This window comes from Bacillus sp. TE9106W (genome assembly GCF_054062215.1).
In genome coordinates, this window is sequence record NZ_JBSSFA010000003.1 from 83,932 (window position 1) to 99,389 (window position 15,458).

Consider the following 15,458-nt stretch of genomic DNA (forward strand, 5'->3'; position numbering starts at 1 on the left):
TCCCTCTCTTTCATACTTTTGTACAAATAAAAATAGCCCTCCGGAAAAGAATTGCATGTACGATGTACAGCGTTCTTTTACCCGAAGGACATAATCTTTAATAAACGAAAGAAAATTCAAAAATATATTACAAGTATTATATCATACTTAAATATACGGTTCACTTTACATTTTACTCATTTGCATATCTTTTTAACGCACTTTCAAATGCTGAAATACCCTTACTATTTACAAAACGAATTGGGGTATTATAACGAGATGCGGCCGGAATAATTAATTCATGATAAATGTGACTTAATAATTCTGTTAAGTAAAAGACTACATCGGCTTTTTTGACCGCACTATCTATTTTTCTATGCTGATCTTCTGCTACAAATATAATTTCTGCATTGTACTTTTCAACGCACTCTCTATAGTATCTTTCTTTATTCCCACCAATTACAGCCACTTTCTTTCCTGACAAATCATTCTTATGCACATCTCCTTCCGGCTCTTCTTCTTTCTGCAATTGAATAATTTCTTGAGCCATTTGTTCAATCGTTTTATTTAAATACTCTATTTCTTTTTTATGTTGTTCGGACTTGATTTCCTCCTCAGTTGCCAACTCAGTCATCAATTCATTTACTGACCTCTCTGTTTGTTTAACAACTCTTGATGCCTTAGCATCTGATGAGATTTTTTGTTTTTTCAAATATTCATTTTCCATTTTGTATTTATTTAACATTTTTTCTTGTTTATTAAGCTTTTTTTCATACTCGTTTAACTTACTTTGAAGTTTATTCCACTCCTCTTTAAATGAAATCTCTTCAGCCTTTTCTTGACTAGGATATCTCTCCTGATGAAATATTGCTAATTCTGCAAGAATGTTAATGTATCTGAATGGAGCAGCTTCTAAGTACAATTCATGCATATCATCTGTTCCTTGAGTTTTTATATAAGCAGTGATAAAAATTGTGAAATGCATTCCGTACTTCTCAATTACTTCTTGTACATCTTTAATTTTCTTCTGTTGATTATCTGTTTGATCATACGCTGCTTGTAATTGAGCTATCTCAATTTCACCAGCGACTTTTAAATTCTTTTGAAGCCTTTCTTTCATCTGTGGTTTACTATATTCTTTTAACAAGCGATCGATTTTCCCTCGTTTACCCTGTTTCTTTTCCTTCGCTGTTAAGAAAATTTTACAGTCATTGAAAAAACGTGTAACTATTTTCTTGTGTTTCGGTGAATCACTTTCTATTAAAGAAATAATAATGTACAAATCAACAACATCAGGTAATGAGTCCATAGATTCTAACCAATACTGAGTAACAGCATCTTTCACTTTTGTAAATAATTCATCAGATATCTTATCTTGACCTATAGAATCTCCTTCCTCAAAACACTCACTATAATGTTTAAATAAATCTATTGATTCTTTTCCGTCCTTTTTTGTAATCGAAACTAATTCACCCATTTTTAATCCCCTCTCACAATAGAATTTTCTGATAACTCCTCTAAATAGTAATATGTGGAATTATGAGTGTCAAATCGATTCATAAAGTTTTTAATCTTCCTTTTTGTTAGATCAAGAGTTATAATATTCTTATAATTTTTTACTTTTTGTTTTTTCTTCTTTAAATTAAAAGCAGCCCTTTGGGTTGAGTTAACACATGAAAATGTGAACAGTAACTCTACTCATTTGGCTGCTTTTTTGCATTTAAAAGGATTGCCATTTAATAAAATTTGATATTTATGGGAGGAATATTAATGAGTAATTATGTTGCACTATACCGTGCGTATAGACCAAATAGCTTTAATGATTTAGTGGGGCAAGATCATATTAAAACGACCATCATGAATGCGATTAAACTAGAAAAAGTAGCTCATGCCTACCTACTCTCTGGACCACGAGGTACTGGTAAAACAACTGTTGCCAAAATAATAGGAAAAGGTGTTAACTGCTTAGCTCCATTAAGTAATGGTGAGCCTTGTCAAAAGTGCGCCAACTGTAGTGATATCAATAATAATAAATTCGCGGACATTCTAGAATTTGATGCTGCAAGCAATAATGGAGTAGAAGAAATACGGCAGATACGAGATCAGGTACATTTAGCACCGGTTACAGGGAAATATAAAGTGTATATTATCGATGAAGTGCATATGCTTTCAAATTCAGCATTTAATGCTCTATTAAAGACATTAGAAGAGCCACCAGCACACGTTATTTTCATACTGGCTACAACAGATCCACAAAAAGTTCCTAAAACTATCATTTCTAGATGCCAACAATTCGAATTTCGAAATATACCTCTTCAAGCAATGATTGACAGGTTAAAATTCATCTCCCATGATCAAGGGATTCGTATTACAGACGAAGCATTACATTTAATATCCCAATTAGCTGAAGGCGGTTTAAGAAATGCTCTTAGCATAATGGACCAAGTAATCGCATACGCAACAAATAATGTAACAATAGAGCATGTTGCAACAGTCGTTGGTAAGGTAGCAATTCAGGATATTGAAAAACTAATACATTATATAACTGAGAAAGATTTAACCAGCACTTTGGATTCCTTGCAAACTATCCTAGAGAGAAAACAAGCAGATTTCTTTTTAAGCGATTTAATTGGTTACTACAGAGACCTCATGATATTCAATCTATCTCAAAAAACTGACATGTTTAAAGTGGCCATTTATAATAATGCCTTTATAAATCTTGCTGAGCGAATACCATTATCCAAGATTCCAAGTATTCTTGAAGAGCTTACAACGGTACAGTATAAAATAAAAAGCTCTGTATATGCAGCGACACTAATTGAAATTGCATTAGTTAAGATACTTCAGCTGGAGCAGGAAATATCAACGATCCAACCGAATATCAAAAATAATGAAAATGAAGATTCCAGTGAGCTTAATCAAACATTGTTACAAAGTTTACTTGATACCATCGCAGCATTCAATCAGCGTTTAGACGAATTAGAAAAACAAAAAGAAGAACCAACTGCTAATCAAAGACGCAGAAACATTCAAATTTATCGCGACCCTAAAGCTAAGGAAACTGCAAAAGATATTGTTTTACCAGAAATCACTTGGGAAACAAGCAAATTATTAGAAACATTCCTACCCAACTGTATCGCTCATATAAAGAAAGATAATCCCCTTATTGCAAATAGTTTAGGAGAAATAGTTCATGCCACTGGATCAAAGCACCATATTATATTCGTAATGGAAAATCCCCAACAAGTTGAGACTTTATATAATCCATTAAATGATTCCATAGTTACTAAAACCATTTCACAATTACTTAGACGTCAAATTAAAATGATTTACTTAGAAAAAAGTGAGTGGGAAGAGATAAATACTAATAAGGAAGTGTAAAAATGAATCGTATCAAAGTACCATTCGGAAGAAAAAAGAAACCTAAACTCCCAGTTGAAGATATTTCCGCCTTATCTTCTATGGAATTTGATTATCTATTGCATGTACTTAACGAACATGCAAATAGATATACGTATTATAATCGCTCTTATGAAATTAGAAAGTTTCAACAATTAATTGCATTTCATCTAGCAAATAAATTAACAAAGCAGCAAACATTTTCTAACATCGAATTAGGTATCCTAAACGTTATACTTGAAAATAGGAACCTACCAATTAAGGAAAGAAAAAAATCAGGTGATTTTGTATTATTAAAGGAAATTGATAAGCAAAATAATTCAAATGAATTTATTACCCAACTAATAGAAAATGACTTTCAATTAGTTGAGAACATTGCATATGTACGGATAAATAATAACACTCAAAGTAATTAAATACTTCAGTATGGGAGAAAAAATTGAAAAAGACCATCCCTTAATAATAAGGAGTTGGTCTTTTTTGGAATTCTCTATAATCTCATAGATATATTCCTTTAAAATATATCAATTACTCATAGTATTTATCATATTCCATTGCATATTTAGTTTTTAATTGTTCTATTAACTTCTCATTAAATGAAATTATATCAAGTACATCCTGATTTATATATAATAAATAATTGTCATTATAAAATGAGATATATGCTGATGGATACCCTTGTGATACATTTTGACAGTATTTATATACATCCTGATAATTTAAATTTTTTATAGATGCAAAAATTGTTGAACTTGTAAAATTATCGTTTTTTATTAATGTTTCTTTCCAATTTCTAATTTTAGTAAATTTACCTAAACCTGTTTTTTCATGAATTCTTTTACCATTTATAATATATCCACAGATAAAAGAAGAATTTATTTTTTCGTTTTGATTGAATAAATTATCCAAGATATTTTTTAATAATCGAGTGTTATTATTTACAAATAAATCCATATCGAATCTAATTCTATGATTCGAAGTTACTTGAAAAAAGGGAGTTTCTTCAGTATTTGTAAAATCCACTTCGAATTTTTTAAATTTATCCATAATTAGTTATTAAGCTCCGATTCTTCTTAATTCTAAATCATAAGTTCCAGATCTAGTTTTCTTATTTGCAAGAGCTTTTACTGTATCAGCACCTTTAAAAGCTCCACCATTGTGACCATCTTTGTCTCTAGTTATATATTTAGGTTTTCCTTTTTTGTTAAAATATACTCTTGCACCATGAGAGAAAAATTTTGTTTCTGCGTATCCTAATCTGCTTGCAACTACTTTAGCAAGAGGTTCAGAGTTTTTCATTAGAGTTCTAATAGCAGTTGGGCCATATTTTTTTATAGCTGCTTTTAGACCGCTTTTAACTATGAATGCAACAAGAACGGGAACCAAAGGAAGAGCAGATGCAGTTATTTCTTGTGTATCAATAGAATATTGCTCACCAGTTTCTTGATCCACAAAAATAGCTTTTAAATCTTCACCTTCTACATCAGTCACAAGAATTGAAAAATTCTTCTCTATTTCATTTCCATTCTCATCATTTAGTATTGCTTTAGCACTCATTTCACTTGTTTCAATATTATATTCCAATGTACTTTCCATTTGTACTTGATCAGTATCTAATATTGATTCAAAAGTGTCTACATTATCAACAACATTTTCAGTTATTTCAATTTGTTCGGATGATTCTATCCCTAAATCTTCCTTTACATCAACTTTAACTTCGGTATCTATTTTACTAGTTTCAGTGTTTTCGGTAACATTTACAATTTCTTTTAATGCAGAATCATTTTCTTGCGCTGCATATACAAACCCTGTAGGAACATATGTAATGAAAAGCGCTGTAATTATACTGAAGATAAAATATTTTTTCATTAAATTCTCCACCTTATTCTTTTATTTGTACTAATCCCATCCCAAATTTTTCTTTCGCACCTAATTTTATTGCTCCAAAGCGTAGATCCTTTTCTATGTCTTTACTCCCATTTTGAAGCAATATAGAAACAATCCCTGTTGTATAAGCTGTTGCATAAGAAGTCCCGCTTTGCATTTCAACCTCTCCATGTATGTTTAATACAGGTACATCTACGCCTGGTGCCACAAAATCAACCTTGCCTTGGCCGGCATAAGCATATAATTTCATATCCTTATCAATAGCAGAAATAGATAATACTTCAGGGTATTTAGCAGGGTAATCAGTAGATAAGCCAATGGTATTTCCTGTAGCAGCAATAATTATTATCCCTTTATTTGATGCATTTCTTATCGCTTCCCTTAGCTTAGGGTCATCTTTAGAAAAGCCAAAACTTAAATTGATAATATCAACACCTTGTTCAACACTCCAGTTTATCCCTGATATTATATCCGCTATTTTTCCACTACCCTTTTCATTTAAAACTTGAACATCATACAATTCAACAGCAGGATTAATTCCCACCACATTATTTCTACTTTTTGTAGAAGCAATGATACTTGCAATCATAGTTCCATGATCTAATATAGCCTCTGTCTCAAAAGTATTATTAAGCGCATTATAACTTTTCTTTACCTGGCCTTTAAGTCCCTTTATGTCCTGATTAATCCCACTATCTAAAACAGCTACTTTCACAGTTTTAGAACCTGCAATTTTGATTACATGTTCAGGAAATAACGTACAAACCGCCCAATTTTTCTGGCAACTTCCCTCTGAGATAACATAATTATTAGATACTTTTTTAGTACATCCAAACATGATAAATAACACTAAAGCGCATACAAATAATAATATTTTCTTTATAAACACCACTCCTTTTTAACGATTCCTTCAAACAACGTCCCCTTGTAATGAAGAGGATTAATCAACATAAACTTAAAGTTCATATGACCCTTTAAATATTAAAGTCAATTGAATGTAAAAAAAAGACTGTTTTTTACCAATATTTTCTGATATATTCAATGAGAACAGATACCAATATTTAATTTAGTTTAATATTAATATAATGCGATTAAATATTTTATAAAGATACAATTACTTACTAACAGAAGCAATACGTAATGTATAAATCAACATAAAAAAGCAATAAATTCCTGTTACGAAAATATGATAGGAACTTATTGCTTTTATTTAAAATGACTTTATTACACATAAAATGATTTTTGGACAAAATTTAATCAATAAATGATATTATCTAAAAATCCTCTTTCCATACTTCAAAAGCCTTATCGAAATATAGTTTTCCAGCTGTTTCATCACTTATTACTTCTGAAACAATAGCATTCCCTTTTTCGTCTTTAATGATTTTTATGAATTCTACTTCTTGAATATCTCCTTCACTATCAGGGTTATCCAATAATATAAACCCTGATGTGCCCTCAGCTATAAGGTCACTTCTTGCTGCTTCCTTAGTTTCTAAATAACCTGTTGTCCATTCTTCTCCTTTACCTTTGTAATTAAAAATGCTAGTTGTCCATCGGTATTTAACTTCAGCTCCCATCAAATCATCCTTTCTGATTGTACTAAAGCTTTGTAAATAAATTTGAAACTGATTATCCTATTATGAATTTATCTGTCACCCTTTATTTTATATATACTACTTTTTAACTTAGGCTTCTTGTGTAACCGTACTTTAGTTCCATTAATATCCAAATCAATTTTTTCTTCCTCTAAAACCTCCATTTTCTCTTCATGTTCCTTTTTAATTCTGTCTCTTTCTTCTTTTTTCTTAGTTGCTTTTGGACCAATTACGAACAGAATTAAGAATATACTTACCATTACAACAAAAGTAGTCACTAGTCCCTCTCCCCCTTCGCCAAAACTTCGTACCATATATTTTTTAATCTATTAGATTTGACCTTGAAATCGACAGGAGAATGAGCACTAGCACATTACACAAAAATATTATAGAACTTACTTGCACTCCTCCTTCTCCTTTTATAAACCGAAATTATAAATGACGCAGTAAGGCCGGTACTAGCAATGTCATTACAAATATAAAAATGGAACTATATCTCAAACTTGAACTCCATTTTCCATATTTGGGATGTTCAAATTTCTTATAAAGCATACCTAATGCTAAAGATATCAAAAACATTAATACAGCTGTTCCTAAAATTATAGAAGTAATTAAACCCACCATATTACTCATAAAGGTTTGAAAATCAAAAGAGCGTGTTGTCAACATTAACACTGGTAGAATCCTTATTAAAAGTATGAGGATAAATGAACCTACTCCAAAATATATAGATCTTTTTTTCCACTTTATATGTTTAAACCATAAAGAAGCCCCAAAAACTAATAATGATATTAAAATTACTACAGAAAGTATAAGGAAAATAACATCAAAGAATGCAGGCACACTCGCATGGACTGCACCATCTATTTTATCTCCCCCATCTTTAATTACATCACTGCCGCCATTAAATAAAGAACCAAACCAATCTACAATCCAATCGGTCATCCAAGAAATATCGAATGGTAACTCTTCATTATTTGTTTGTGCAGGAGCAGCTGAGTTATACACCTCCAAATTATCCTCCCCCTTAATTGAAATTAAGCCCTTTACTTTAAGTATATAAATTTTCTTATTAAAACTAAGAAATTGGCTAAATTTGAGAAGAGATAATATTATCAAATTAAAAATTGTTAGTGTTTTATGCAATGCTAAATTAACGATTATACAATCATTATGTTGGTTTGGATTAAATTTTAATCAAAGATGTTTCACAAATCCTTATTTAATAAGAGACATTAGGACTCCATTTTGAAAAAAGATTGTTCAAAACGGAGTCCTTCTTTGTGAAGTAGTATGCAATTTTTATAAAAAAGTTCGATTGAAAATTATTTATAATTCTATAATCAATGAAGAGTAAAACAATGTAATATAGAATTTAACTCTAAATGATTATGCTACTCCTCTATTTTAATGGATAATATTGCTTGATCTGAAGTATTCTTAGCAAAATCTTTAATTATTAAACTGTAGTCATTTCCTCTTGGAAGCTTCTTAAAATATCCTGAAAAGATACTTGTCTCCCCGGGATTGGCCCCTGCTACTTGTGGAGCTCCTAAAAAAGCTTCTGCTCCAGCATGCTTAGTTCTTGTATTTTAAAAATAGACTATAAAAAATGCACCTCTAATTGTCAATTATGTAACTATCAATTAGGGTGCATTTTTTGATTAAATTAGTTAGTTTTTCAAAACCTATAACTTTGATTAGAGAAAATATAAATGATGTTGATATAATTTTTTCACACACAAAATTATAAATCAATTTCAAAACAAACTGCTATGAAACCTGTATAACTTCGTATTAAAGACATCTTATTTAAGTTTAAATAGGATTTGGTATAAAATTTGGATTTAAGTTGATTGCTCTATATAAAAATACAGCCATTTCTGCTCTTGAAACATTTGCTGCTGGACTGAAATTTTTATTTCCTGTACCACTTGCAATCCCATTACTATATAAAGCTTTTACAGATTCATTTGCCCAATGACCTTTCATATCATTGAATTCATAATTAGCTTTGATTTTTAAATTAAATGCTTTTGTTAACACGACAGCAATTTCAGCCCTTGTCGCAGTCCTTTTTGGATTAAATGTCTTTTCCCCATTTACTGAAAAAATACCGCTCTTCGTCAAAGATAAAATTTCTTTTTTGAATGGACTATCATTAATATCTGTATAAGGATTATCACTTGTATCCGGCAGTAATAAAGACTTATATAGGACGGCTGCTAATTGTTCACGTGTAAGATTATCATTTGCACCAAAATAGCCATTCCCATATCCATTTATAATTTTATTTCCTGCCATATATGATATTTGTTCATACGCCCAATGACTTTCTGGGACATCTAAAAATACATTAGGAACTTTAATACCATTTTCATTAAAATAATACCATTTGTTATCTACTTCTTTCCAACCTGTAACCATAGTACCATTTTCGTTAAAGTAATATGTTTTTCCATTAATAGATTGTAAACCGGTTAGCATAATCCCGTTCTCATTAAAGTAGTATTTGTATTCATTAATAGTTTGTAGACCTTTAACAATATGGCCCTCTTTATTATAAAAATACCATTTTCCATTTTGTTGTACCCAACTATTGTTACCCACGTTTTTTATATTGAAATGCAAATCAGCATTTTTCTCATTCTTTTGATATTCAATGGTTACATTCATAGAGATATTTATGGGCACTTCTACTGAGTGTAACTTACCATCATTAGAATTCCATAAATCCATTATTAGCTGATCATTGTTATATACACGTACTTTACCTTTTGCTTTTACTTCAAATAAATAAGTACCCCATCGGTCTAAGTCTGTTTTGTATAATTTGAATCTAGCTGAAAAATTGTTAGCTTGTATACCCGGTTGAGGTGAGACATTTCCCCAATTGAAATCAACTTTATCAATTTTTTCTAATAATGAATCTTTTCCTCCAACAATAACGGCATCACCTTTGAAATCAGCACCATTATAGTATTCTGCCATCCATGGTACGTCCGCAAATCGATCTATGTCTTTAACCTGTTTTATATCTAATTTAAGTTTGCTTTCTTTACTCACATCAAGATACTGTATCTCTATAAGATGTATATCTTTCTCAGTAGAATTTCCCAATACTGAATTTCCAGTTCCATCATTAATAGTTATTTTTCGTGTTTCTTCTTTATATGAAGTTGGTGTCCATCGATCTATAACAACTTTACCATCAATTAATACTCGTAATCCATCATTTGCAAGCCCTCTAATAATATATTCTCCTGCTTGCATACGTTGAATTGTCGTGTACCTGGCTGTAAAATTATCTGAAGGCACTTTCTGGGTTGGTGCTCCTATCCCAAAGTTTTCCTCTAAAGTTGCCATATTACTCAATGGAGTCCCCATTTTTGTTTTGGAATCAATAGGAAAACCTTCTAGATTTTTATTAGGATAATAGTAAGCTATCCATTCCCCAAACTGAACAACATTAGAAAAAACAGCTGCTCTCCCGGTATTTTCATGATATTCTGTCTTTATTGACTTTATTTCTTCCCCATTTCTTATAATTGCTCGGTCGATTTGACCAGTAGAACCAGACCATCGATCAATAACACGCTTTCCATTGACATCTACTCGAACACCATCATCTGCAAGAGTCTGAATAAAATAGGGATTACTATATAGAAAATTTGGTGTTTGATCAAAAGAGGCTGTAAAATTATCAGTATAATTTTTTAAAGGACCATCATTCTCCCAATTATAATGAACTTGTTCCATTTTCTTTTTAAAATTAAACAATTTTCTATCTATTTTACTTGGGTTAACAATTATATAATCTGATATAGATTTCGCAACTTCATCAAAACTTAGGGTTACATCTATCGGTGTACTATCCCATGTATCATGTACTGTTATATCTTTATAAGTTTCGTTCAATTCTGGAATGTAAGCTTGCATATAACCTACTCCAGTTACGGTATGGTCATTGAAATACAGGTTATTAGTAAAGTTGACTATAATAGGTCTATCTTCGTCTATTTCTTTTTGGAATTTTTCATAAGTTGGATTAGTATCATACTGGGTTTCTACATCGTACCCGCGTGTTTTCCAGTATTGTTTGATACCTGGTGCCATTTTTTGTGGCCATGTAGCATATTTTACCCCGTTTGTGTCTGCTCCTGTCCCCTTGTCAGTTCCAATCGCGTCTGCTAAATTGTCAATTAATTGATCAGATGTTTCATTATCTCGGAATAAATTATTATAATATTGCGACCAATAAGATACTAAGTTGGCAATAGCCGTAGGTGAACAACCATGATACCACTGATAATCTGGAACATCCTTGATATATTTATCTTTAAATTGAGGCTCTCCAAAAGCTTTTGCTACCTTAGGAACATTGTTTGAATATGGCTGAATCTCCCTTTGCTTTTTCCCCTCTTCCGTTGTTCTTTTTATAGCATCTATAACTTGCTTGGAATGAAGGTCAATTATTTTATCATTTTCCTTTTTAAAATGTTGAAGGGGACCAGTATAAATCGCTTTTCCCTCTTCTACATTCTTATAAGGACTAGACCCTGTTCTCGCAGATTCTATAATAGAAGGGCCACCACTCTTTCCATCTGCAATAATATACCCAAGTTCTTCATTCTTTTTTTCTATTTAAAATACGTATCCAGTTATATTTCCATCCAAGTCATAGAGGGTATTACTCGCCCCTATTTGAGCATCATTCCAATTCGGATAAGTTCGTTTACTAATACTTTTTATATAAGTATTAGCCTTCTGCTTCGCTTCATCTTTTGTAATAATGTGTTCCTTTAATATTTCTTCTGCTTTTGAAATTCGTGTGAATGAAAGAAATATACCTAAAGAAAGTAAACAGCTTATAAATAAAATTAGTTTCTTGTTCATTTCGCATTTCCTTTCTAAAAACGACAATTATAATTATATATAATGTTGTAAATGTTTAGACTAGATAAAGAAAGACTTGTTACTCCACACATAATTAATAATTCAAAAATGCCACTGAAAGTCAAAATATAGTTCATTCAGTGGTATTTTTATTAAGAAAAATAGCTATTAATTTATAATAGACCTATTAATTGTGTTTTATTGATTGCAACGAATAAGTCCGTATAGACTATATAATGCTAGAATTAGTTTCAACTCTTGTTTCTTTTGTTTTTGAATTGTATTATTCTCCAATAAATAAGGAATTCGTATGGTATTACAATCTTGTTTTAAGTTTTTGAATCTTAATTTTCGTACTACGAATTTACAACTTCCCTCTTTTTGTGGCTTTTCAATGGTACAAGTCCGAAAGCTACATAAAAAGTTCTGTTTCTGGCGCCACACTAGAATTCGCTCAAAACTACAGTATATCGGATACTTAATTTATAACCGATATACTATAGTATCTTTTGATTGTAAAATTTATTTGAAGGCAATCACCTTCTACATACTCATCGGACTATGCGCTTTACATTTCTTGAGCCGGAAGATAAATTGCAAAAATGCAATAAAATTAAAATTATTTATTGCATTTTTGCAATAGTGTACATTCTAGAAGAAACAAATTGACCAGTATCCAAATTGTACAGATCAACATAAAAATATCCCCAATAATTCATAGTAGTTGTATCAGCTTTGTATGTTCTTTTTACTATTTTAAATCTATTCGGGTTTTTACCATAGTCAACAAAAGATTTATATGAAATTCCAAAACTAGCAGCTTTCAATACATAATCTAATGTTTTTATTGCTGATAGTTGAGGTATAAAGGCTATTATTGAAAGATAAAATGAGTATGCAGCACTTTCATCATTCGGATCTGCGTAGACAATTTCTTCTTCTGTTTTATATAATGTATGATTTACCATCGAAGCCTCAGCCTTTTCTCCTGGGAAAGTAAGTAATGTACAGGACATCATTAAAGTCATGGTCATACAAATTAACATTATTTTTTTAGCTATTTTTTTATTCATATAAGCATCCCCTTGTTAGAAAATAATTTATAATAGTATAATATGTTTATGTATTGAAAATTTCGAAGAATGGAGCAGATTAATGAAAATAAATAAAAAAATTAGTAAATGGTTTTCTTTCAGCGCATATTTGGCACTCTTTTTAGCTTCAGTAACCGCTTTCGTTATTAGTATCGTAGGTTATAAAACTTGGACTTTTCCTTGTTTATTCCTGTTTTTCTCTATTAGTTCTTTGATATCAACTTATAAGGAATTTAAGATTCAAAAATATTCGTAATCTTTAATTGAAAGGGGGAGAATTCTCCCTTTATATACTTATAAATCTGAATTAAATAATTAGTAGCATACTCTTTATCTATCAGTTACACATTTTGTTAATATAATAAAAATTAGGTTTTCCCCATACTTAGTCTCTCCTTTCTTACATGTTATGGAGTAAATTGTAAAATACCACTTTTTTATAATAACTCTATATACACACTAATTCAACTCAATATTCGTAAAATTGTATATCTTGTAACGAATAACCAGTGTTTATATTTTAAATATATTCGGTTTTAATGTTGGTTGTTTTTTACTTGAAGTGATAAAGCGTCGTATCTTTTTTATAAACGTCGCGACTTTAGTCAAAACTTCGCGTCTTTTTTATAAACATCGTGACTTTATTTCAAATTAACACATCGAGCCACTATCAAACCAAACATCAATTACTTCTGGTGTACGATTCATCGCACTTCCGCATTTTTCGCAGCTAACTTGCACTTCATCTACATAGGGCTTATGCAATTCTAAATCTTCAGGTGTTTCTTTCGTACTATGCTTTCTTAAATCAGCAATGCTTTTCGGTGCAAATTGATGATCGCAACTTTCACATTCCCATACGTTTAATGGTGTTCCCCAATATCTATTTCGGCTAATATTCCAGTCCACCATATTTTCTAAAAACTTACCAAAGCGTCCATGTTTCATATGATCTGGATACCAAGTAACAGAATCATTATTTTGTAAAAATGTATCTTTAATTGCAGTCGTTCGGATTAACCAACTCTCTCCTGCATAATAAAGAAGTGGTGAATCACAGCGCCAGCAATGCGGGTAACTATGTTCATACTTTTCTTTATGGTATAGTAAACCTTCCTTCGCTAAATAACGAACGATATCTACGTCACAATCTTTTACAAACTTCCCTTTCAAAAATGGTACTGCTTCTGTATACTCGCCTTTCTCATCTACAACATGCAAAAATGACAATCCTTCACTTTGCACGACTCTATAATCGTCCTCTCCGTATGCTGGAGCGATATGAACGAGTCCTGTACCACTATCTGCCGTTACGAAATCTGCTCCGATTACGCGGTAACCATTTGTAACTTCTTTCATTGGAAACGGTGCTGTATAAGAAATATTTAATAATTCTTCTCCTTTATGAACAGATAATACTTCATAGTTTTCTTTTAATACATCTTGTACACGTTCTTTCGCAACAATGTATACATGACCTTCTTGTTTTGCTTTCACGTATTCCATATTTGGATGTACAGCGAGTGCAACATTTGCTGGAAGTGTCCAAGGTGTTGTCGTCCAACCTAGGAAATATTCATTTTCACTATCTTTCACTTTAAACTTAACGGTTGCACTTAAATCTTTTACTGTTTTATACCCTTGGGCAACCTCATGTGAACTTAGTGAAGTTTGACAGCTTGGGCAATATGGTGAAACTCTATGCCCTTTATACAATAATCCTTTTTCATGAATCGTCCCTAAAATATGCCATACACTTTCGATATATGGATTCTCTAACGTAACGTATGGATCATCCATATCTACCCAGTAACCGATGCTTTCAGTGAATTCACGCCACTGCTTCTCATATGTGAATACACTCTCTTTACACTTTTTAATAAATGGTTCAATTCCGTACTCCTCGATTTCATGTTTACCAGAAATACCGAGTTGCTTCTCAACACCTAATTCTACAGGTAAGCCGTGCGTATCCCATCCCGCTTTTCTTAATACTTTATAACCAGCCATCGTTTTATATCTTGCTACTACATCTTTAATTGTTCGTCCAAGTGCATGACCTACATGCGGTAATCCATTCGCCGTCGGTGGTCCTTCATAAAACACAAAAGATTGTGCGCCTTCTCGATTCTGAATTGATTGCTCGAAAATGCTTTGCTCGTTCCACTGTTTGCGAATACGTGTTTCTCTCCCTACAGCTGACTCTTTTACATCTACTTTCTTCATCTACAATCACTCCTTTTGAATGTTTTAAAGCACACAAAAAACCCGTCCCTATAAAGTAGGGACGGGTTTACCCGCGATACCACCCTAATTCTATTAGTTCTTCACTAATAGCACTTAGCAACGTACGATCATACGTGTTCCTTGTAACGGTAGACACCCGTCCGAGCTTACTCTCTTTCAGCCTCGGCTCCTCGGAAATGATTTTCAAATAACATCTGTACACCGGCTTTCAGCAACATACCGGCTCTCTGGGGAACAGTACACTATTTTACTCTTTCTCGTCTTCAGATTTGTATACTTTGTTAAAAGTTATTTTATGCCACTAATCGATAAATTGTCAACTAATTCAAAATATATTTTATTTATATCCTTTTTCGCT

General features: G+C 31.6%; 12 protein-coding genes, 1 pseudogene and 1 other annotated feature. Of the genes and pseudogenes, 2 read left to right on the plus strand and 11 right to left on the minus strand.

From position 1 onward, the window contains the following. Window positions 1-172: 172 nt before the first annotated feature. Window positions 173-1,456, minus strand: coding sequence for a DUF2325 domain-containing protein (locus ACVWY7_RS06810; protein WP_456523716.1), 1,284 nt, complete (start codon window positions 1,454-1,456; stop codon window positions 173-175). 293 nt (window positions 1,457-1,749) lie between these two features. On the opposite strand from ACVWY7_RS06810, the gene dnaX reads away from it, so the two are divergent. Both dnaX and ACVWY7_RS06820 read left to right on the plus strand, forming a co-directional pair. Continuing rightward, window positions 1,750-3,360: a DNA polymerase III subunit gamma/tau gene (gene dnaX / locus ACVWY7_RS06815; RefSeq protein ID WP_000074054.1), complete on the plus strand. Its 1,611-nt coding sequence runs from the start codon at window positions 1,750-1,752 to the stop codon at window positions 3,358-3,360. Between the two features lie 2 nt (window positions 3,361-3,362). Further along, window positions 3,363-3,794 carry a hypothetical protein gene (locus tag ACVWY7_RS06820; RefSeq protein WP_105989487.1) on the plus strand — a complete coding sequence of 144 codons (432 nt, stop codon included), beginning with the start codon at window positions 3,363-3,365 and terminating at the stop codon, window positions 3,792-3,794. A 112-nt stretch (window positions 3,795-3,906) separates the two neighbouring features. Here the strand turns inward: ACVWY7_RS06820 and ACVWY7_RS06825 are convergent, their stop codons facing one another. The 10 genes and pseudogenes from ACVWY7_RS06825 to ileS form a co-directional block, all read right to left on the minus strand. Continuing rightward, on the minus strand, window positions 3,907-4,425 hold the full coding sequence (locus ACVWY7_RS06825; RefSeq protein WP_000357143.1) for a hypothetical protein: 519 nt from the start codon (window positions 4,423-4,425) through the stop codon (window positions 3,907-3,909). Window positions 4,426-4,434: 9 nt separating this feature from the next. Then, on the minus strand, window positions 4,435-5,247 hold the full coding sequence (locus ACVWY7_RS06830; protein ID WP_000759760.1) for an SAR2788 family putative toxin: 813 nt from the start codon (window positions 5,245-5,247) through the stop codon (window positions 4,435-4,437). Window positions 5,248-5,260: 13 nt separating this feature from the next. Beyond that, a complete protein-coding gene (locus tag ACVWY7_RS06835; RefSeq protein WP_002080143.1) occupies window positions 5,261-6,154 on the minus strand; it encodes a S8 family serine peptidase in 894 nt (297 codons plus the stop codon). A gap of 385 nt (window positions 6,155-6,539) precedes the next feature. Beyond that, the gene (locus ACVWY7_RS06840) at window positions 6,540-6,845 is read right to left on the minus strand and encodes a hypothetical protein (protein ID WP_000500631.1); all 306 of its coding nucleotides are present in this window, start codon (window positions 6,843-6,845) and stop codon (window positions 6,540-6,542) included. A 68-nt stretch (window positions 6,846-6,913) separates the two neighbouring features. Then, the gene (locus tag ACVWY7_RS06845) at window positions 6,914-7,141 is read right to left on the minus strand and encodes a hypothetical protein (RefSeq protein WP_000206850.1); all 228 of its coding nucleotides are present in this window, start codon (window positions 7,139-7,141) and stop codon (window positions 6,914-6,916) included. Window positions 7,142-7,295: 154 nt separating this feature from the next. Further along, complete coding sequence (locus tag ACVWY7_RS06850; RefSeq protein WP_049800275.1) at window positions 7,296-7,895, minus strand: hypothetical protein; 600 nt, start codon at window positions 7,893-7,895, stop codon at window positions 7,296-7,298. Window positions 7,896-8,681: 786 nt separating this feature from the next. Then, window positions 8,682-11,507, minus strand: coding sequence for an S-layer homology domain-containing protein (locus ACVWY7_RS06855; RefSeq protein WP_456523757.1), 2,826 nt, complete (start codon window positions 11,505-11,507; stop codon window positions 8,682-8,684). Further along, window positions 11,508-11,759: a hypothetical protein gene (locus ACVWY7_RS06860; RefSeq protein ID WP_105989489.1), complete on the minus strand. Its 252-nt coding sequence runs from the start codon at window positions 11,757-11,759 to the stop codon at window positions 11,508-11,510. A gap of 623 nt (window positions 11,760-12,382) precedes the next feature. Continuing rightward, on the minus strand, window positions 12,383-12,832 hold the full coding sequence (locus ACVWY7_RS06865; protein ID WP_001034815.1) for a hypothetical protein: 450 nt from the start codon (window positions 12,830-12,832) through the stop codon (window positions 12,383-12,385). A gap of 678 nt (window positions 12,833-13,510) precedes the next feature. Further along, a pseudogene (gene ileS, locus ACVWY7_RS06870) lies at window positions 13,511-15,079 on the minus strand (isoleucine--tRNA ligase); the annotation flags it as partial. Window positions 15,080-15,133: 54 nt separating this feature from the next. Further along, window positions 15,134-15,373 (minus strand) — a binding site (T-box leader). Between the last annotated feature and the right edge of the window lie 85 nt (window positions 15,374-15,458).